16 protein-coding genes and 1 pseudogene are annotated in these 19,190 nt (G+C 63.9%); 9 read left to right on the plus strand and 8 right to left on the minus strand.

Annotated features, from left to right (window positions below; all coding sequences use genetic code 11):
• Window positions 1-99: 99 nt before the first annotated feature.
• Complete coding sequence (gene xylA / locus OKW26_RS02795; protein ID WP_429352624.1) at window positions 100-1,422, minus strand: xylose isomerase; 1,323 nt, start codon at window positions 1,420-1,422, stop codon at window positions 100-102.
• Between the two features lie 270 nt (window positions 1,423-1,692).
• On the opposite strand from xylA, the gene OKW26_RS02800 reads away from it, so the two are divergent.
• The 3 genes from OKW26_RS02800 to OKW26_RS02810 all read left to right on the plus strand — a co-directional run bounded on the left by OKW26_RS02800 (window position 1,693) and on the right by OKW26_RS02810 (window position 4,542).
• Window positions 1,693-2,913, plus strand: a complete 1,221-nt coding sequence (locus OKW26_RS02800) for a XylR family transcriptional regulator (RefSeq protein ID WP_090808461.1) — start codon at window positions 1,693-1,695, stop codon at window positions 2,911-2,913.
• 33 nt (window positions 2,914-2,946) lie between these two features.
• Window positions 2,947-4,041: an aldose epimerase family protein gene (locus tag OKW26_RS02805; RefSeq protein ID WP_184057428.1), complete on the plus strand. Its 1,095-nt coding sequence runs from the start codon at window positions 2,947-2,949 to the stop codon at window positions 4,039-4,041.
• Window positions 4,042-4,233: 192 nt separating this feature from the next.
• Window positions 4,234-4,542, plus strand: a complete 309-nt coding sequence (locus tag OKW26_RS02810; protein ID WP_018424216.1) for a DUF4148 domain-containing protein — start codon at window positions 4,234-4,236, stop codon at window positions 4,540-4,542.
• 188 nt (window positions 4,543-4,730) lie between these two features.
• Here the strand turns inward: OKW26_RS02810 and OKW26_RS02815 are convergent, their stop codons facing one another.
• Window positions 4,731-5,042: a hypothetical protein gene (locus OKW26_RS02815; RefSeq protein WP_429352625.1), complete on the minus strand. Its 312-nt coding sequence runs from the start codon at window positions 5,040-5,042 to the stop codon at window positions 4,731-4,733.
• Between the two features lie 261 nt (window positions 5,043-5,303).
• Between OKW26_RS02815 and OKW26_RS02820 the strand changes: the two genes are divergently transcribed.
• Both OKW26_RS02820 and OKW26_RS02825 read left to right on the plus strand, forming a co-directional pair.
• A complete protein-coding gene (locus OKW26_RS02820; protein WP_429352626.1) occupies window positions 5,304-6,125 on the plus strand; it encodes an isocitrate lyase/PEP mutase family protein in 822 nt (273 codons plus the stop codon).
• A 196-nt stretch (window positions 6,126-6,321) separates the two neighbouring features.
• On the plus strand, window positions 6,322-6,957 hold the full coding sequence (locus OKW26_RS02825; RefSeq protein WP_090808454.1) for a helix-turn-helix domain-containing protein: 636 nt from the start codon (window positions 6,322-6,324) through the stop codon (window positions 6,955-6,957).
• Window positions 6,958-6,974: 17 nt separating this feature from the next.
• Here OKW26_RS02825 and OKW26_RS02830 read toward each other — a convergent pair whose 3' ends face one another.
• A complete protein-coding gene (locus OKW26_RS02830) occupies window positions 6,975-9,965 on the minus strand; it encodes an FAD-binding and (Fe-S)-binding domain-containing protein (protein WP_429352627.1) in 2,991 nt (996 codons plus the stop codon).
• 45 nt (window positions 9,966-10,010) lie between these two features.
• Entirely contained in the window at window positions 10,011-11,048 is a 1,038-nt protein-coding gene (locus OKW26_RS02835; RefSeq protein WP_429352628.1) for a DUF1338 domain-containing protein, read from the minus strand.
• A 125-nt stretch (window positions 11,049-11,173) separates the two neighbouring features.
• Between OKW26_RS02835 and OKW26_RS02840 the strand changes: the two genes are divergently transcribed.
• A complete protein-coding gene (locus OKW26_RS02840; RefSeq protein ID WP_429352629.1) occupies window positions 11,174-12,106 on the plus strand; it encodes a LysR substrate-binding domain-containing protein in 933 nt (310 codons plus the stop codon).
• A gap of 57 nt (window positions 12,107-12,163) precedes the next feature.
• Here OKW26_RS02840 and OKW26_RS02845 read toward each other — a convergent pair whose 3' ends face one another.
• Both OKW26_RS02845 and pcaQ read right to left on the minus strand, forming a co-directional pair.
• Complete coding sequence (locus OKW26_RS02845; RefSeq protein WP_429352630.1) at window positions 12,164-13,291, minus strand: 4-hydroxyphenylpyruvate dioxygenase family protein; 1,128 nt, start codon at window positions 13,289-13,291, stop codon at window positions 12,164-12,166.
• 211 nt (window positions 13,292-13,502) lie between these two features.
• Entirely contained in the window at window positions 13,503-14,456 is a 954-nt protein-coding gene (gene pcaQ / locus OKW26_RS02850; protein ID WP_090808443.1) for a pca operon transcription factor PcaQ, read from the minus strand.
• Between the two features lie 112 nt (window positions 14,457-14,568).
• Here pcaQ and pcaH point away from each other — a divergent pair.
• A pseudogene (gene pcaH, locus OKW26_RS02855) lies at window positions 14,569-15,274 on the plus strand (protocatechuate 3,4-dioxygenase subunit beta).
• A 3-nt stretch (window positions 15,275-15,277) separates the two neighbouring features.
• Window positions 15,278-15,865, plus strand: coding sequence for a protocatechuate 3,4-dioxygenase subunit alpha (gene pcaG, locus OKW26_RS02860; RefSeq protein ID WP_184036265.1), 588 nt, complete (start codon window positions 15,278-15,280; stop codon window positions 15,863-15,865).
• 96 nt (window positions 15,866-15,961) lie between these two features.
• On the opposite strand, the gene OKW26_RS02865 is transcribed toward pcaG, so the two are convergent.
• On the minus strand, window positions 15,962-16,219 hold the full coding sequence (locus OKW26_RS02865) for an H-NS family nucleoid-associated regulatory protein (protein WP_184036253.1): 258 nt from the start codon (window positions 16,217-16,219) through the stop codon (window positions 15,962-15,964).
• A 489-nt stretch (window positions 16,220-16,708) separates the two neighbouring features.
• On the opposite strand from OKW26_RS02865, the gene OKW26_RS02870 reads away from it, so the two are divergent.
• Window positions 16,709-17,347, plus strand: a complete 639-nt coding sequence (locus OKW26_RS02870) for a LysE family translocator (RefSeq protein ID WP_184072167.1) — start codon at window positions 16,709-16,711, stop codon at window positions 17,345-17,347.
• A gap of 81 nt (window positions 17,348-17,428) precedes the next feature.
• Here OKW26_RS02870 and OKW26_RS02875 read toward each other — a convergent pair whose 3' ends face one another.
• Window positions 17,429-19,063, minus strand: coding sequence for an acyl-CoA synthetase (locus OKW26_RS02875; protein ID WP_429352631.1), 1,635 nt, complete (start codon window positions 19,061-19,063; stop codon window positions 17,429-17,431).
• Window positions 19,064-19,190 lie beyond the last annotated feature (127 nt).

Raw genomic sequence — 19,190 nt, forward strand, 5'->3', positions numbered from 1 at the left:
TACCGGACATATCGGTCTGCGCTGCGAGCCGCAGACTCGGACAAGCGACAACCCACAGCTTGCTGGTGCGCGCGGTCGACGTGGCCGCGCGATCTTTATTCAACGTCCGCTATAAATCGCCTGATTTACGATGTTTTCCATGTGTTCCTGCTGCCCGCTCACATGCCGCGGATTCAGATCGCGCGCCAGCGTGTCCGCGGCGAGCGTCGACAGCGAATACCCGCCGGACAGGATCTTGCGGCCGAACTCGCCATCCCAGCCCGCGTAGCGTTGCCGCTTGAACTGCTCGAGGCGCTCGTTTTCGACCAGCACCGCGGCGCGTTCGAGGCCTAGCGCGAGGTTGTCGATCGCGCCGATGTGGCCATAAAACAGGTCTTCCGCATCGACACTCTGGCGCCGCACTTTCGCATCGAAGTTCATGCCGCCGCTCGTGAAACCGCCGTGGCGCAGGATTTCGTATAAGGCCAGCGTGAGTTCCTCGACGCTGTTGGGAAATTGGTCGGTGTCCCAGCCATTTTGCGGATCGCCGCGATTCGCATCGACGCTACCGAAGATGCCGAGCGCAAATGCGGTCGCAATCTCGTGATGGAACGAGTGCCCCGCGAGCGTCGCGTGATTCGCCTCGATGTTGACGCGAATCTCCTTGTCTAGGCCGTGCTGCAGCAGGAAGCCGTGCACGGTCGCGACGTCGTAGTCGTATTGATGCTTGGTCGGCTCCTGCGGCTTCGGCTCGATCAGCAGCGCGCCCTTGAAACCGATCCGGTGCTTGTGTTCGACCACCATTTGCAGGAAGCGCGCGAACTGCTCGCGCTCGCGCACGAGGTCGGTGTTCAGCAGCGTGTCGTAGCCTTCGCGGCCACCCCACAACACGTAGTTTTCACCGCCGAGGCGCAGCGTCGCGTCGAGCGCATGACGCACCTGGGTCGCCGCAAAGGCGAAAACCTCCGGATTCGGATTGGTCGCGGCGCCGGCCGCGTAACGCGGATGCGAAAACAGATTCGCGGTGCCCCACAGCAATTTGACACCGGTATCCTGCTGCTTGCGCGCGAGGTAGTCGGACACGCGCAGGAAGTTCTCGCTGTATTCCTTCACGCTCGCGCCTTCGGGCGCGACGTCGGTATCGTGGAACGTGTAGTACGGCGTGCCGAGCTTCGAGAAGAATTCGAACGCGGCGTCGGCCTTCTGCAGCGCCCGCTCCATTGCGTCGCCGGGTTGCTGCCACGGCCGCCGGAACGCGCCCTGACCGAAGATATCGACGCCGGGCCATACGAAGGTATGCCAGTAGCAGACGGCGATACGCAGATGTTCCTCGAGCGTCTTGCCGAGTACCTTCCTCGTTTTGTCGTAGTGACGGTACGCGAGCGGGTTGTCCGATTGCGGGCCTTCGTAACGGATCTCTGGAATGTGTTCGAAGTAGGACATCGGCGTCTCCAATGTATGCTGCGTTGCAACCCACGCGAGAAGCCGCGCAGGCCGACAAAGTGACGCCATGCTGCCGCTTGCACGATGTGCCGGCAATTGCGAAATTGCGCAGCGCGCTTGATGTTTCTTACCGCCCGCGCGTTTGTTTACTGCCGTCGCGCGATTCGGCGCCTAGAATAACCAGACGCTTAAAAACGGGGTTGCTCCCAGGCACCCGACACAATGGAGACAAAGGCGCGTGGTCCATCGAGCCACCCGCCGCTCACCGCCATGACCCGTCCACAAGCACCTCAGACAACCCATCGCATCGCGCTGCTGTTCAACGCGAACAAGGTCTACGATCGCGAGATCATCACCGGCATCGGCAACTACCTGCTGTCGACGCGCGTCGCATGGGATCTCTTCCTCGAAGAAGACTTCCGCTGCCGGCTCGCGGGTATCCAGCGCTTCGACGGCGACGGCATCATCGCGGACTTCGACGATCCCGCCGTCGACGAAGCCCTGCGCGACTGTCCACTGCCGGTGGTCGCGGTCGGTTCGTCGTACGAGGATCCGACGCAGTACCCCCCGGATTTACCCTATATCGCGACCGACAACAGCAAGCTCGTGTCGCTCGCGTACACGCACCTGATCGGCGCGGGCCTCGAAAACTTCGCGCTGTACAGCCTGCCGCAGGCGCAGGAAAACCGTTGGGCGCAACAGCGCGAACTCGCCTTCGCGCATCTGCGCAGCGCCGACGGACGCAGCGCGGCGCAGATCGATAGCGAGATCTATCGCGGTCTGTCGACGAGCGCGCCGTCCTGGAACCAGGCCATCGAACAGCTGACCACCTGGCTGCGGCAACTGCCGAAGCCGGTCGGCATCATCGCGGTGACCGACGCGCGTGCGCGGCATTTGCTGCAGGCATGTCTGATCGCGGGCATTCCGGTGCCCGAGGAAGTCGCGATCATCGGCATCGACAACGATCCGCTCACGCGGACGCTGACGCGCATTCCGCTGTCGTCGGTGATCCAGGGCACCGAGGAAATGGGCCGTACCGCCGCGCATATCCTGCATCAGATGCTGCACGGCGCGCGCTTTCCGGGGCGCCGCATTCTGGTGCCGCCGGTCGGCATCAACGTGCTCGAATCGACGCGGCATCAGCCGCTCGCGAGTCCTTACGTGATGCGCGCCCGCCATTTCATTCGCCAGTACGCGTGCCAGGGCATCCGCACCGAGCAGGTGGCCGACTATGTGGGCGTGTCGCGTTCGTCGCTCGAAGAGTATTTCCGGCGCGAGCGTCAGTGCACCGTGCATCAGGAGATCCTGCGCCACAAGCTCGACGTCGCGAAGTCGCTGCTCGCGAAACGCGATGCGTCGAGCGCGGAAGTCGCGATCCGTTGCGGCTTCACGTCGCTGCAATACATGTACGCGGTATTCCGCCGCGAACTCGGCTGCACGCCGCGCGAATACCAGGAGCGCGTGGGCCCGAAGACCAAAACCGCTGGCTGAGCATGCTTTCTATTTTTTCTTCGCACTGACCACATGATCAGCATCGCACAACTCTCTTCCGAGCCGTGGGGCACGCTGCAGGGCGGCGATCGCGTACGGCTTTACACGTTGCGCAACGCGCACGGCATGAAAGTCGCCATCAGCGACCTCGGCGCGACGCTGGTTTCGTGGCACGCACCGGATCGCGCCGGACGTCTCGGCGATATTCTGCTCGGTCACGACACGCCCGCCGAATACGTGGCGGCCTCGACCTACATGGGCGGACTGATCGGCCGCTGGGCGAATCGCATTGCGGGCGCGCGCTTTTCGCTCGACGGCATCGAGTACACGCTCGATCGCAACGAAGGTCCGAATCTGCTGCACGGCGGCACGGTCGGTTTTCATCGGGCGTTGTGGGAGGTCGCCGAGGACGACGGCGCGTTGCTGATGCGGCTCGAGTCGCCCGAAGGCGATGCCGGTTTTCCGGGCAACGTGACGGTGCAAGTACGCTATTCGCTCGACGACGACGGCACGCTGACGATCGGCTACGAAGCGATCACCGACGCGCCGACGCCGCTCAATCTGACGAGCCATCCCTACTTCAACCTGACCGGGCGCGCGGGCACCGACATTCGCGGCCACGTGCTGTCGATCGACGCCGAGCGCTTTTTCGAAGTCGACGCGACGATGATTCCGTGCAAGCTCGCCGACGTCGCGGGCAACGCATTCGACTTCCGGCAGAGCGCGCCGATCGGCGGCCGGCTCGACTGGCCGCACGCGCAACTCGCGCGCGCCGGCGGCTTCGATCATTGCTACGTGCTGCGCGAGGCGCCGGCAAACGCGATGCAGGGCAACGACGGCCACGCGCCGCCGCTGCGCGAAGTCGCCTGGGCATACGATCCGGGCAGCGGACGCGAACTGACCGTCGCGACCGATCAGCGGGGCTTGCAGTTTTACACGGGCAACGCGTTGAACGGCAACCCGGGACGCGGCGGTGTCCGCTATCAACGGCACGCCGGCTTGTGCCTCGAGGCGGGCGGTTTCCCGAACGAGGTCAATATGACCGGGCACAACGAAGTGATCGTGCGACCCGGAGATACTTATCGGCAAATCACGAGTTATCGCGTCGATGTGCGCAAAGGTGTGTGATCAGATTTACGGCCGCTTTTGCGCTGTTTTACGAGAACCCGCGACGGCGAGATTACAGCTCGCCGACTACCTGTTCTTTGCAATACTGAATTAGTCGGCTAGTGGTTTTCCCCAAGTTCACCCCCCTCTAGACTGCGCTTATGGCACCGGTATCGCTGCGGTGCCGGATAGACAACTACGGAGGGAAACATCATGAAATCGCTTATCCAGGCAGTTGCGCTTACGGCCCTGATCGCTGCGCCGGTCGCGTCGTTCGCGCAATCGGAACAGCCGATCACGCGGGCCGAAGTCAAGGCACAGGTGCAGCAACTCGAACAGATTGGCTATAACCCGGCCATCGTGCTCGATGCCCAGTATCCCGCGGACATCCAGGCGGCCGAGGCACGCGTCTCCGCGATGAACGCGAAGGGCCAAGGCGACACGTCTGGCTATGGGTCGTCGATGGGCGGATCATCGCAAGCGGGCCATCATCCGATGTGGGTCAATCCGGACGGTCAGTGACGAGTCCCGAACGTATAGCGAATGTCCGTAGCGAGGAAAGATTCTCGAGTTAACGGCCCTTTCCCCTCTTTGCGGTTTTCGCCGTTTCGAACCGATATGAAGCGGGCGCATGTTTTCAAGGCATGCGCCCGCTCTTTACGTTTATGCGGCACTAACAACGTACCGCCAATTCTGACGCCGCGGCAGATTCACCCAGCCCGTGCCTGCGGGCATTCCGCCTGATACCAGATGTCCACCTGCCTCTGCGCGCGCTCGAGACTCGCCGGATAGTCAGGATCAAAGCGTCGTTCAGGGTGGTAGCCCGCTTGCTGCAGCGCTGTCAGTTCGCTCATGCTCCGCTGGTGCGTGGCCGGTGCCTTGTTCCTGAGGTCGGTCAGATCGCGGCATTGCGTTGCACTCAGATGCGTTTGCGCGCCGCCATTCCCGCCGCCCGCGGCGCAGCCAACGAGCGTGAGCACCAACACGGCAGGGATCGACCGCATCCGGGTCGTGATGTTCATGTTGTGCCTCCTTTGGGGAAATGACCTCGTCGCGAATGCCGTCTTCCCACGCGGCCCTTCGCATCTCTGAACCGGCTTCTTCGCCTGTCGTCATTTTGAATTATTGGAAACGTCTGTGAAAGTCGCCACCCATTTCATCAACCACGGTTTCGATATGGACATAGACTTTCCCCTGGTGAATGCCGATTCGCCTGCGCAACAGTTGGCGCGGCGTTTTCCCCTCAACGAGGGAGCCGCTCCCTCACACCAAGGAGACATGCGATGCCCCGCACCGCCGCTGAAAAACGCGCCGCTTTCCGCGCGCTGCACTCGTCTGGCTGTTTCGTGCTGCCCAATCCGTGGGACGCGGGCAGCGCCCGTTATCTTCATACACTCGGCTTCAAGGCGCTCGCGACGACGAGTTCCGGTTTTGCGTGGTCGACCGGACATGCGGACAACACATTGCCGCGCGAAACGATCCTCGCGCACCTGCGCGCAATGGTCGACGCGACCGATCTGCCGGTCAACGCCGACTTCGAGAACGGCTTCGGCCGCGACCCGGAAGAAGTCGCCGAGAGCGTGACGCTCGCGGTGGAAACGGGCGTCGCGGGTCTGTCGATCGAGGACTCGACCGGCAACCCCGCCGCGCCGCTGTTTCCGGTCGACGTCGCCGTGCAGCGGCTCAGCGCGGCGCGACGTGCGATCGATCAGAACGGCGGCGACACGCTGCTCGTCGGCCGCGCGGAGAATTTCTTCGCCGGCAAACCCGATCTCGACGATGCCATTGCGCGTCTGAAGGCCTATGCGGCGGCGGGCGCCGACTGCCTGTATGCGCCCGGCATCAAGACGCGCGAGCAGATCGAAGCGGTGGTCGCGGCCGTCGCGCCGAAGCCCGTCAATCTGCTGATCGGCTCGACATCGACCCTGACGTTGCAGGACGTGGCCGCGCTCGGCGTGCGGCGGATCAGCGTCGGCGGCGGGCTCGCGCGCGCGGCGTGGGGTGGCTTCATGCACGCCGCTCAGGCGCTGGCCGATGGCCGCTTCGACTTCACCGGCGCGACGGCGGGCACCCAGCTCAATGAGCTTTTCAATCGCAGCGCGTGAAAACGCCGCGCAAAGGACGCCTCATCAACGTGAGATCGCCACGCTGCGTCGAACTCATTGGAAAAGCCACGACGTTTCCGATGAGAAAAGCGCACGAACGCCTGAATCGGCGCACAAAGGCCCCGGCCACGCCAAATGTTATGATCGGAAACATTATTCGCCCGATCAAGCGCATACCCGACCAGCAGCAAGCCTCATGGACACCCACCTCACCAAATCCGCCGACACGTCCTCCACCGATCTCGGCCGGCGCGTGCGCGCCGCCCGTCAAGCGCAGGATCTGACGCTCGAAACCGCGAGCCGCCTGTGCGGTGTCTCGCGCTCGACGCTGTCGAAAGTCGAAAACGGCCTGATGTCCCCCACGTTCGACGTGCTGCAAAAAATCGTGCTGGGCCTGAAGATCGAAATTGGCGAACTGTTCGGCTCGACGCCGAAAGTCAGCGCAAGCGGCCGGCGCGCGCTGACGCGCAAGAACGAAGGCCAACGCCACGCTTATCGCGGCTATCAGATGGAGTTGCTCGCCACCGACCTGGCGCACAAGGCGATGCTGCCGTTTCGCATCCGCATCTCGGCGCACACGCTCGATGCATTCGACGACTGGGGCCGCCACGAAGGCGAGGAGTTTCTCTACGTGATCAGCGGCAGCGTGTGCCTCTATTCGGAGCTGTACGCGCCGACACATCTGAACACGGGCGACAGCCTCTACTTCGACAGCCGCACGGGTCACGCGGCGGTGTCGACCAGCGAGGAAGACGCCGAAGTGTTGTGGATGGCGACCAATGCGGACCTTCCGCATACACCGCCTGCCGCGAACGAGTCAGCGAAGAAATAAAATAGCGCGCCCTGCACTCAGCGCGCCGCCAGCGCCCGTTGCGCGAGTTGCGCGATATGCAGTGCGTGTCGCCCTGTGCCGTGCTCGATCTGCTCGCGACAACTGAAGCCGTTGGTCAGCACGATCGTTTCCGCATTCGCCGCCATAGCGTCGCGCACGGCCTCAAACATGTCCTCGCCGATCTTTTCCGACAACGCGTGATGCTCGGCGTTGAAGCCGAACGATCCCGCCATCCCGCAGCAGCCGGTATCGAGCAGCTTCCACCTGACGCCGAGCTTGTTCAGCAACGCCGTGTCGCCCTGCATGCCGAATAGCGCCTTCTGATGACAATGGCCATGCACGATCACATCGGCCGCGAGCGTCGGCCACTCGAACGGCTGACGCGCGACGAATTCGGCAAACAGATATGTTTGCGCGGACAGCTTCTTCGCCAACGCATGATCGGGGAGTTGCTTCAGCAACTCGTCCTTGAACACCGATAGACAGCCAGGCTCCAGACCGACCAGCGGCACGCCGGCGGCGATGTCGTCCGCGAGGTCGTCGACGATATGCGTGAGCAGCTCGCGCGCGCGTTCGAGCAGGCCGAAGTCGTACAGCGGACGCCCGCAACACAAACGTTTCTTCGGCAACACGACGTGCCAGCCGAGTTGCGTGAGCACCTCAGCGGCGGCCTGCGCGATCTCGGGCGTGAAGTGCTCGTTGAATGTATCGACCCACAGGATCACCTTCTTTGCGTCGCCGCCGAGCGCATGAATCGCGGATGCTTGCGACGACGCACTCCGTCTATAAGTTGCAGCGGCGAACCGCGGCAACGCACGCGTCTGCGCCACACCCGCGATCCATTTGCCGAGCACGGACAAACCGGGCGCCGTCGTCAGAAAGTTCGTCGCGCGCGGAAAACGCGCGGCCCACGGTGCCCATTCGCCGATTCGTCCCATGAACAGCGCCTGACGCGGCCGACGATTGTTCTCATAGTAGTGGGAAAGGAACTCCGCCTTGTACGACGCCATGTCCGTATGCGTCGGGCAATCGGACTTGCAGCCCTTGCATGCGAGGCAGGTATCGAGCGCTTCTTTCACTTCGCGGCTGTTCCAGCCATCGGCGATCACGTCGCCTTGCAGCATTTCCCAGAACAGATGCGCGCGCCCGCGCGTCGAGTACTGTTCCTCGCGCGTGCCGCGATAGCTCGGACACATCGTGCCGCCTTCGAGCGAGCGGCATTTGCCCATGCCGATGCAGCGTTCGATCGCACGCTGAAAGCCGTCGCCTTCCTGGCTCGCGAACGCGAGCCTCGTATGCAGCGTCACCGGCTTGTACGCAGGGCCCATGCGCAGGTTTTCGTCGGCGCGGTATGCATGCACGACTTTGCTCGGATTCAGACGATTCGCCGGGTCCCAGATCGCCTTGAACTGCTCCATCGCCTGCATCAGCTCGGGGCCGTACATGATCGGCAGAAACTCGGCCTTCGCCTGGCCATCGCCGTGTTCGCCCGACAGCGAGCCGCCGAATTCGACCACCAGTTCCGCCGCTTCGCGCAAGAACCCGCGCCACCTCGCGATACCTTCCGCGCTGCGCAGATCGAAGGTGATGCGCGCGTGCACGCAGCCGTCGCCGAAATGGCCGTACAGGCTCGTCTCGTAGCCATGGCGATCGACGAGCGCCTGAAACGCGCGCAGATAATCGCCGAGCCGCAGCGGATCGACCGCCGCGTCTTCCCAGCCGACCACCGGATCGGGCTTGTCACGATCCACTGACAACGCGACCGCCGACGCCCCCGTCTCGCGAATCGACCACACCTTCGCCTGCAAGGCGCGATCTTCGACGAGCATCGTCGAGATTTGCGGCCCGGCCGCGCCCGATTGGAAATACGCGGCGGCGTCGCGTGCCTGTTGCAGCACCTCGTCCTGCGTATCCGCGCCGAATTCGAGCACGACCCACGCATCGCCTTCGGGCAGCAGTGCGATCTCGTCCTTCTTCAGGCCGCGCGCCTGCAAGCCGCGAATGATCGCGCGGTCGAGTCCCTCGACTGCGATCGGCCCGCAGCGCATGAAATGCGGCACCGCGTCCGCCGCCGTATAGATGTCGGTGAAGCCGACCACGACGATCACGCGCCTGGCCGGACTCTTCACGAGCCTCACTTTCGCCTGCAACGTGACCGCGCACGTGCCTTCGCTGCCGACGAGCGCACGCGCGACGTTGAAGCCGTTTTCCGGCAGCAGTTGATCGAGATTGAAGCCTGACACGCGCCGCTTGATCTGCGGGAATTTCGCGCGAATCCGTTCGGCGTACGTGTCGCGCAGTTGCTTGAGCGCCGCGTAGATTTCGCCTTGACGGCCACCCGCCGCGATGATGCGTTCGAGTTCTTCCGCGGAGGTCGGGCCGACCCAGAAACGCGCGCCGTCGAAGGTCGCGATTTCGAGCGCTTCGATGTTCTCGACGGTCTTACCGGCCATCACCGAATGCGCGCCGCACGAGTTGTTCGCGATCATGCCGCCGAGCGTGCAGCGGCTATGCGTGGCGGGATCGGGTGCGAACGTGAGGCCGTGCTGTTCGGCGGCATCGCGCAAGGAGTCACACACCACGCCCGGCTCGACGACCGCGACCCCCGCGAGCGGATCGATCGAGACGACGCGGTTCAGATACTTGCTCGCGTCGGCCACGACCGCGACGTTCACGCATTGGCCGTTCTGCGACGTGCCGCCACCGCGCGCGAGAAACGGCACGTCGTTGCGACGGCATGCGGCGAGCGTGGCGAGCAGATCGTCGATATCGGCCGGCACCACGACACCGAGCGGGACTTGCCGATAGTTCGACGCATCCGACGCGTACAATGCTTTGGAACCCTGATCGAATCGCACCTCGCCGCGCACGTGCTGGCGCAGGTCGCTTTCGAGCGCCTGCAATAGCTCCGCGCTGGCCGAGAAAGGCGTGGCGACACGCGGTTCATGCAAAGCGCCCCGCTGCGCGCCAAGCCGCTGCTCTTCATCCAATGACAATGACGTCCCCACTGCGCACCTCGTCTGCGATGCCGGCGCTCGCGCCGCCGTATGCGCTCAGGCCGCCTGGCTCGCGGTCATCCGGAAGATGCCCTGTGCGTTGCCCGCGTCGAAACGCAGGTCCGTTTCCCAGCGGCGCGCGTCCTGATCGAAACTGCGCTTGCGCGTAATGAATTCGTAGAACGAGCCCGGCACGTCGCGCGTGACGACGCTGCCGTCGGCCGCGCGAAATTCACGCTGCACGACATCCGCGCGATACGCGGTCTGGAACACGCGCCCGGAACGCGAATGTTCGACTTCGGGCTTCATCGGCCGAACCTTCGCCTTCTGTTCGTCCGACAGCTTGAAGACGTCCGCGACGCGATCGGTCGCGTGATTGAACGCGTTACCTTCGGTCGCGATCCACGCCATCTCCACCGATTCCTTCAACAATACTTCGTAATCGGCTTCGCGTGGCATCTCGTGCTGACGCGCGAACGCACCGACGATCACCGGTAGCAACTCCTGCGCCGCATCGAGCGGCAGCACGCCATCGCGTTCGAGTTCCCACAAGAGGCCATGGGCGCGCGGCGTCAACGGATCGCGCGAGGCACCGATCACGTTCGTCACCGCCTGCTGGAACGTCGCGGAAAAACGCTCCGGGTGCAGTTCGCTGACGAAGAACTGCGCGATCTCGTCGGCGGCGTCCTCATGCGCCCACGCGCGGCCGGTCATGCCGAGACGATCGAGCGGGTAACGGCCGTTGATCCGAAAGCCGAGCGGCCGCAGGATGCGCGCGAACGCGGCCTCGCCGGGCGGCAGCGCGCCGCTGTGCGGCCAGCGCACGGTGCGCAGCGCGCCATGATCGAAGTACACGCTGCCGCCGGCGGCGACGGTTTCCTCCGTATAGCGGCGGCCGTTTTCCGAGCGCGCGAGCAGATCGTCGAACAGCGCCACGTTCATCGCCTGTGCGAGTTCGGCGCGCGTGACGCTGCCGCTTTCCCACTCGTTCAACACACGCGGATGATTCAGCGTCGCAAACAGGCGCGCGGCTTTCTGCGCGCCCAGCAGCTTCACCAGCAGTTGTTCGACGTTCGCATTCTTCCGGTTTCGCATCCGGCTTCTCCACGCTATACGTTGAGCGCTGCACGCGCGCCTCATAACGGGCGAGATTATTCAAAATGCGCTGCGCCCCCGTAAAGCGAGATAAACTCGCCACTTGATGCGTTTTTGGAATTAACGTGCGAAAGTTCAAGATTCCCAACATGGGCGCGCTGCTCGCGTTCGAAGCCGCCGCGCGGCACCAGAGCTTCACGCATGCGGCGCGCGAACTGTTCCTCACCGAAAGCGCGGTGTCGCGACAGATCAATACGCTCGAAAGCAATCTCGGCGTGCGGCTGTTCGTGCGCGTCAAGCAACGCGTGGTGCTGACGCGCGCGGGCAAGGTCTACAGCGCGCAGGTGCGACGCTCGCTCGAACACCTCGATCGCGACACGCTATCGATCATCGCGCACGGCAGCGGCGGCGGCTATCTGGAACTCGCGGTATTGCCGACGTTCGCATCGCAATGGCTGATTCCGCGCGTGGCCACATTCAATGAACAATACCCGGACGTGCGCGTGAACATGGGCGTGCGTACCGCGACGTTCCCGTTCGCCGAGACGCATTTCGAAGCGGCAATTCATTACGGCAAGCCGACGTGGCCGGGTACGTCGGCCGATTTTCTCTTCCGCGAGGAAGTGGTGCCGGTCTGCGCAGCGAGTCTGCTGAAGCGGCCGGTCCGCAACGTCGCCGAACTACTCAACTATCCGCTGCTGCATTCGACGACGCGACCCGACGGCTGGGCGAGCTGGTTCTCGAATCTCGGCGTCGACGACAACCGCACGATGCAGGGCGTGCGCTACGAACTGCACACGATGCTGATCAACGCTGCCGCGGCCGGACTCGGCATCGCGCTGGTGCCGCGCTTTTTCGTCGACACGCAGTTGCAGCAGTTCGGTCTCGTGATTCCGTTCGACACACCCGCGCTCGCCGAGGCCGCGTACTACCTTGTCTATCCGACCGAGTTGAGTCACGGCAAGCCGCTCGCGAGTTTCCGCGAGTGGCTGCTGCGCGAGGCCGCCGCATACGGCGCGATTTATCCGGAGTTGGTGGAGCGGCCCGAGGGGGCGTGACGCGACGAAAGCCGCATGCGTGAGCGATCCAATCACGCATGCGACTACGCGCAGTGTTCAGCTGCCGGTGCGCGCCTGGGCCAATGCGGCGAGATTGCCTTCGCCGAAGCCATGATGTCCCTGGCGTTGCACGATCTCGAAGAAAATCTCGCCGGCGCGGCGGCGCACGAAGGTCTGGAAAAACAGCAGCGGCACGCCGTCCGCGCCGATCTCGCCATCTACGAGCACATGCGTGCGCCGCAGTCGCTCGACATCGAGCCCGTGGCCCGGCAAACGTGCATCGAGCTGCTCGTAGTAGCGCGGCGGCGGCTCGACGAATTCGACGCCGTTCGCGAGCAGACGCTCGACGCACGTGAAGATGTCGTCGCTGGCGAGCGCGATGTGCTGCACGCCTTCGCCCGGATGATCGGGCAAATACTCGTGCATCAGGTTGGTCCGGCCCGTGCCTTCCTCGTACAGCGGCACGCGGATCGCGCCGCACGGCGACACCATCACGCGCGATTCCGCCGACACATGCCAGTTGGCGTGCAGCTCGTGGATCTCGCGGAAATTCAGCAGGTCGCGATAGAAGTCGATCCACTCCTGCATGCGGCCTTCGCCAACGGTTTGCGTCAGATGGTCGACCGCGATCAGGCCGCTGCCCGCGTGATTCAGATCGGCTGCGGCCGTGTCGATCTCGATGGGCCGGAAGTCGATGTCGAAGATCGAGATATCGCCGAGGCCGCCGCGCTGACCGCCTCGCCCGCGCCAACGATCGACGAAATAGATGTGCGAATCGCCGATGCCTTGAATGGCCGGAATCAGCAGTTCGCCGGCACCGAGACGTTCGCCTTCGAACGCCCACGCGCCGAGTTCCACCGCGCGTTCGAACGCGCGCTGTGCGTCGGCGACGCGAATCCCGATCGCGCAGATGCCGACCCCGTATTCTTCCGCGTAGCGCGCTGCGAACGAATCGGGCTCCGCGTTGATCAGGAAATTCATCTCGCCCTGGCGATACAGCGTCACATCCTTGCTGATATGACGCGCGATCGCCTTGAAGCCGAGCCGCGTGAAAGTCTCGCCGAGCGCCTGCGGATCGCGCGCGGCGAACTCGACGAACTCGAGGCCGGCCGTGCCGAGCGGATTGTGCTGCGGCGCCAATACGGCGCGCTGCGCGGCCTCTGGAGTGGGCAAGTCGCTGGGCATGGCAATCTCCTTGTACGGTCTTTCGACGCGGGGCCGGTCTTTCCGGGTTCGGCGCGAAGTGTTCCGGTCTTTCGACGCGGGGCCGGTCTTTCCGGGTTCGGCGCGAAGTGTTCCGGTCGTTCGCGAGGGGCTGCGTGGTGCATGCTCGCTCGTGGCGCGCACGCGGCGTGCCGCAGGAACAACGGTCTGCGGCGGCTTTCGCACCGTGTTTTTACACCGGGTCGCGGGGCGTTCGCAACCGTCTGCCCCGCGCGACCTCGCGCACCGCCTCGATAAACGCGCGTCCCACCGTCGACGGCTGCGTATCCGAGCGACGAATCAGCCCCACCGGCTCGCCGGTGCCCGCAAACGGCAGCGGCAAGCGCACCAGCATGCCGTGCGCGAGTTCGTATTCGACCGCGCTTTGCGGCACGAACCACACCGCGCCGTTTTCGAGCGTCAGCGCGCGCCCCGTGGATACCGACAACACCTCGACGAACGCCGACAACGGCGGCACGCCCCACGCGCCGAGCAGGCTCTCGGCCGATTGGCGGATCAGCGTGCCGAACGGCGGCAGCACGATCGGAAATTCCTCCAGCGACGTGGCGGGCAAGGCCTTCCCTTGCGCCAGCGGATGCCCGGCGCGCACGACCGCGATCAGCGGCTCGGTAAACAGTTGCTCGAAACTCAGGCCGACCATCCGCTCCGGGTCCGCGAGGCGGCCGATCGCGAATTCGATCGACCCCGCTTTCAGGCGTTCGAGCAATTCCGGATTTGCGCCGGTCGCGAGACGCACGATCACGCGCGGCCACTGCGTCGCGAACTGTCTCAGCACGGGCGGTACCAGCACCGCGGCGACAGTGGGCAGCACACCGACTTCGAGCGTCGCGGCGGCCGCGCCCTCGGCCCGCGCAAGCAGATCGACGCCCTGGCGCAGCGCGCTCACGCAGGCGCTCGCGTGCGGCATGAAAAGCTGCCCCTCGCGCGTCGGCACCGCGCCGTGACGGCCGCGCTCGAACAGCTTCACGCCGAGAATGGTCTCCAGCTCGGCGACCGTCTTCGATACCGCCGGCTGCGTGATGGACAAACTGTCCGCCGCCCGCTGGACGCTGCCGAACTGCGCGACGGCCAGAAAGCACTGGAGATGACGGAATTTGACGCGGCTATCCGCGAGACTGCGTTGCATAACGGAAGGTTATACGAAACGGGCAAAAACGTCATTTTTCATAACCGCACGCTTTGTATAAAGTGCGAGTCATAACGTCGCATCCCCCCGATTCTTGCAACGGAGACACCTCATGGAAGATTCAATTCTTTCGCCCCGAGATTTCGCGTCCCATCCCGAGTACATCTATCCGCCGTACGGTTCGTCGGTCAAACGCGGTCCGTCGCGTCCGCTGATTCCGCTGAAGGAACGGCTGCGCGACCAGCGCGTACCGGTCTACGGCACCGACGACCTCGACCCGCTCGACAGCGACCTGACCCGCAACGCGGTGCGCAATGGCGAACCGCTCGGCGAGCGCATCATCGTGACGGGCCGTGTGCTCGACGAAGGCGGCCGCCCGGTGCGCAACACGCTGGTGGAAGTCTGGCAAGCGAACGCCGCCGGCCGCTATGTGCACAAGGCCGACCAGCACGACGCGCCGCTCGACCCGAACTTCCTCGGCGCGGGCCGCTGCATCACCGACAACGAAGGCCGTTACCGCTTCATGACCATCAAGCCGGGCGCGTATCCGTGGGGCAACCATCCGAACGCCTGGCGTCCGCAGCACATCCATTTCTCGCTGTTCGGCGGACCACTTCGGCTCGCGTCTCGTCACGCAGATGTACTTTCCCGGCGATCCGCTGCTCGCATTCGACCCGATCTACCAGGGCACGCCCGGGCACGCCCGTGAGCGCATGGTCTCGAAGTTCTCGCTCGACACCACGCAAGAGGCCTACGCGCTCGGCTACGATTTCGACATCGTGCTGCGCGGCCCGAACGAAACCCCGATGGAGCGCTAAGCCATGACGACTCTCAAGCAAACGCCTTCGCAAACCGTTGGTCCGTACTTCGCCTACGGTCTTTGCCCGCAGCAATACGATTTCGACTTCAAGAGCCTGTTCACGAACGTTCTGGCCGACATGGAAGCGGCCGGCGAGCACATCACGATCGTCGGTCAGGTGTTCGACGGCGACGGCAAGGTGATCGGCGACGCGATGATCGAGATGTCGCAAGTCGACTCGAACGGCCACTATCCGGAATCGCGCGAAGAAATTTTGAAGACCGGCTTTCACGGCTTTGCGCGCGTCGGTACGGGCACGGATCCGCACAAGCGCTTCATCGTCGAGACGGTGAAGCCGGGCCGCGCGAATCCCGACGAAGCGCCGCACATCGACGTAATCCTGACGATGCGCGGCATGCTGCTGCACACGTTCACGCGCATCTATTTCGAGGACGAAGCGCAGGCGAACGAGCAGGACACCGTGCTGGCGTCGGTGCCGGCCGAGCGCCGTAATACGCTGATCGCGCGCCGCGTTGCCGGTACGGCCAACGTGTATCGCTTCGACATCCACATGCAGGGCGATCAGGAAACCGTGTTTTTCGACCTGTGATGCGCGATTCGTCGCGAGACTCCGAGCAGTAAAGATCGAGCCCGCCTTGCGCGGGCTTTTTTTCGCGCGGGCGTTTCGCGGTGCGCCTGCGCGCGCTCAGCAGCGGAAATGATCGATGCTTTGTCCGGCGTGAATCGCGCGCGCGAGCCACGCCGGTTTATCGCCGCGACCGTCCCACGTGTTACCGAACGCGTCGCGATACAGCACCGCGGCCACTGCGTTCGCATCGGCTTCGAGCGATTCGGCCAGCGCTTCGAATGTGATGCCGTGGTCGTCCATGCGTCGGCGGATCCACGCGATCATGCGCTCGCGCAGGTTCTCGTCGCGTTCGAACAGTCGTTGTTGTTGTTTCATAACGTATTGGTGTCGCAGCTCTTGCTGGCATTAGACAAACGGGCAACTCGCATAACAACGCGAGGCTCGTGCGTAATTCAATTTGAATGGAAGCAATTCGACGAATTCACGCGATCCATGCAAATGCGTGAAAACCCGCATTTGCAAGTGATGCCTGTCAGATCCTGAATTAAAGCGCCTGAAGTAAAGCGCCTGAGTTGAAGCGCTGGGATCAAGCGAGTCGGCTACTCGAAAAAACGGCGTGGCTCGAATTGCGCCCGTGTTTCGCGTCGTGCGTCGCCTCGTCGTGACGAGGGAGCTTCCGCGTATGGAAAGTCATTCTAACATTCGATGTATTTTGGCCGCAGCAAAGAACTTTTTCTAATTGCACTGATTGCACGATTTCCGAGTTTTCGGTAATCGTGGCTTCCGCCGCGCGATTGGCGGACAATGCGAGACTCTGTATTCGCCAGAACATCTGGCATCGGCCCGACATCAGGAGACACGACCATGCCCGCCTCGACCGCCATCCTCACGATCCTCGCCGCGCTGCTATTGGGCGCGATGAGTCCGGGGCCCAGCTTCGTCATCGTCGCACGCAATGCGATCGGTCTGTCGCGCGGCGACGGTCTCGCGACAGCGCTCGGCATGGGTATCGGCGGTGTGTTTTTTAGCGGCATCGCGCTGCTCGGGCTCTATACGCTGCTCGCGACGGTCGAATGGCTCTACGTCGGGCTGAAAGTGGCCGGCGGCGTCTACCTGGTCTATCTGGCGTCGAAAATCTGGCGCGGCGCCGCGAAGCCGCTCGCGTTCAGCGAAACGCAAACCGGCAGCGGCGGCAATCCGCGCAAGTCGTTCTGGATCGGCTTGAGCACGCAGCTCAGCAATCCGAAAACGGCTGTCTATTACGGCAGTATCTTCGCTGCGCTGCTGCCGCAACATCCGCCGGTGTGGTGCTATTTCGCGCTGCCGCCGGCGATCTTCGCGATCGAGGCGGGCTGGTACACGATCGTCGCACTGTGCTTTTCGAGCCAACGGCCGCGCGAAATCTATCTGCGCTGGAAGGGGTGGATCGATCGCATCGCCGCGAGCGCGGTGACCGCGCTGGGCCTGCGGCTGATTTTTAACGCGCACAAGGTGGGAATTTGACGGCAACCCGAAGCGGCGCGCACCGTCGTGACTCGATGCGCGCCACTCGCGCCGCCCTGAATCAGCGGTAATCGCGGCGCGTTACCCTTTCCCCTCCGCCTTGATCCGCGCGCGCAACTCGAACTTCTGGATCTTCCCCGTCGACGTCTTGGGCAACTCGCCAAAGCGCACCGCCTTCGGCAACTTGTAGCCGGCCAGAAACAGCCGGCAGTGCGCGATGATTTCCTCCTCGGTCACCTGCGCGCCTTCCTTCAACTCGATGAACGCGCACGGCACCTCGCCCCACTTCGGATCGGCCATCGCGACCACCGCCGCTACCGACACCGCGGGATGCCGGTACAGCGTGTCCTCGACCTCGATGCTCGAAATGTTCTCTCCGCCCGAAATGATAATGTCCTTGCTGCGGTCGCGGATGCGGATATAGCCGTCGGCCGTGCGCACGCCGAGATCGCCGGTATGGAACCAGCCGCCTTTGAAAGCAGCTTCGGTCGCGCGCTCGTTCTTCAGATAGCCCTTCATGCAGATGTTGCCGCGAAACATGATCTCGCCGATCGTTTCGCCGTCGTCCGGCACCGGCGCGAGCGTGTCCGCATCGAGCACCGCGACCGCCGCCTGCAGGTGGTAACGCACGCCCTGGCGCGCGGTCAGGTCGGCGCGGATTTGATCGTCGAGCGCGTCCCATTCGTCCTGCTTCGCGCAGACGGCCGCCGGCCCGTAGGTTTCGGTGAGCCCGTACACGTGCGTCAGATCGAAGCCGATCTGCTTCATCTTCGCGATCACCGCGGGCGGCGGCGCGGCGCCCGCGACCATCGTCGACACGCGATGCGTGATGCCCCCGCGCCATTCGGCCGGCGCATTCACGAGCGAACTCTGTACGATCGGCGCTCCGCAGTAATGCGTGATGTGTTCGCGGCGAATCAACTCGAACACGATCTTCGCGTCGAACTTGCGCAGACAGACGTTGACGCCCGCGCGGGCGGCCACCGTCCACGGAAAGCACCAGCCGTTGCAGTGGAACAGCGGCAGCGTCCACAGATAGACCGCGTGCTTCGGCATGTCCCATTCGAGGATGTTGCTCAGCGCGTTCAGATACGCGCCACGGTGATGGTAGACGACGCCCTTCGGGTCACCGGTCGTGCCCGATGTGTAGTTCAGCGCGATCGCGTCCCATTCGTCGGCGGGCGGAGTCCACTCGAAGGAAGGGTCGCCGGTTTGCAGGAACTGCTCGTAGTCTGTCGCGCGAATGAACTGCGCGGCGTCGGCGGGCTGCGCGTCGGCCACGCTGATCACGCGGAGCTCCGGGAATTCTAGCGCCGCGCGATGCGCGAGCTCGCCGTATTCGGTGTCGACGATCAGCGCCTTCGCCTCACCGTGGCGCAGCATGAACAGCAGCGTCGCGACGTCGAGCCGCGTGTTCAGTGTATTCAGCACGGCGCCGGCCATCGGCACGCCGAAGTGCGCCTCGACCATCGGCGGGATGTTCGGCAGCAGCGCGGCGACCGTCTCGCCGCGGCAGATGCCGGCCTCGTGCAGCGCGCTCGCGAGCCGCCGCGCACGCTCATAGGTCTCGCGCCAGTTGCGGCGGATCTCCCCATGGACGATCGCGAGCCGCTCGCCATACACTTGCGCGGCGCGCACGAGGAAATCGATCGGCGTCAACGGGACATAATTGGCCTCGCGCCGCCCGAGGCCTTCGTCGAACATGTGCTGTGTCATTGATTCGTCTCCTGAGGCGCGAGCCGCGCCGCCGATTGTTGACCGTGTTCTATGAATGAACCAAGGTCTAGCCTAGCAATTGTCGTCATGAACTGTCTGTCATTCAAATGACAGAGTGGCGCGACTG

It is taken from the genome of Paraburkholderia sp. 32 (assembly GCF_050435345.1).
GTDB lineage: Bacteria > Pseudomonadota > Gammaproteobacteria > Burkholderiales > Burkholderiaceae > Paraburkholderia > Paraburkholderia tuberum.

Excerpts from the sequence above, each read along its gene's own strand:
- OKW26_RS02845 (WP_429352630.1), bottom strand. The coding sequence starts at position 13,291 with ATGCCCAGCGACTTGCCCACTCCAGAGGCCGCGCAGCGCGCCGTATTG.
- OKW26_RS02875 (WP_429352631.1), bottom strand. The coding sequence starts at position 19,063 with ATGACACAGCACATGTTCGACGAAGGCCTCGGGCGGCGCGAGGCCAAT.
- pcaG (WP_184036265.1), top strand. The coding sequence starts at position 15,278 with ATGACGACTCTCAAGCAAACGCCTTCGCAAACCGTTGGTCCGTACTTC.
- OKW26_RS02800 (WP_090808461.1), top strand. The coding sequence starts at position 1,693 with ATGACCCGTCCACAAGCACCTCAGACAACCCATCGCATCGCGCTGCTG.
- OKW26_RS02810 (WP_018424216.1), top strand. The coding sequence starts at position 4,234 with ATGAAATCGCTTATCCAGGCAGTTGCGCTTACGGCCCTGATCGCTGCG.
- xylA (WP_429352624.1), bottom strand. The coding sequence starts at position 1,422 with ATGTCCTACTTCGAACACATTCCAGAGATCCGTTACGAAGGCCCGCAA.
- OKW26_RS02865 (WP_184036253.1), bottom strand. The coding sequence starts at position 16,219 with ATGAAACAACAACAACGACTGTTCGAACGCGACGAGAACCTGCGCGAG.
- OKW26_RS02815 (WP_429352625.1), bottom strand. The coding sequence starts at position 5,042 with ATGAACATCACGACCCGGATGCGGTCGATCCCTGCCGTGTTGGTGCTC.
- OKW26_RS02870 (WP_184072167.1), top strand. The coding sequence starts at position 16,709 with ATGCCCGCCTCGACCGCCATCCTCACGATCCTCGCCGCGCTGCTATTG.
- pcaQ (WP_090808443.1), bottom strand. The coding sequence starts at position 14,456 with ATGCAACGCAGTCTCGCGGATAGCCGCGTCAAATTCCGTCATCTCCAG.
- OKW26_RS02825 (WP_090808454.1), top strand. The coding sequence starts at position 6,322 with ATGGACACCCACCTCACCAAATCCGCCGACACGTCCTCCACCGATCTC.
- OKW26_RS02805 (WP_184057428.1), top strand. The coding sequence starts at position 2,947 with ATGATCAGCATCGCACAACTCTCTTCCGAGCCGTGGGGCACGCTGCAG.
- OKW26_RS02835 (WP_429352628.1), bottom strand. The coding sequence starts at position 11,048 with ATGCGAAACCGGAAGAATGCGAACGTCGAACAACTGCTGGTGAAGCTG.
- OKW26_RS02820 (WP_429352626.1), top strand. The coding sequence starts at position 5,304 with ATGCCCCGCACCGCCGCTGAAAAACGCGCCGCTTTCCGCGCGCTGCAC.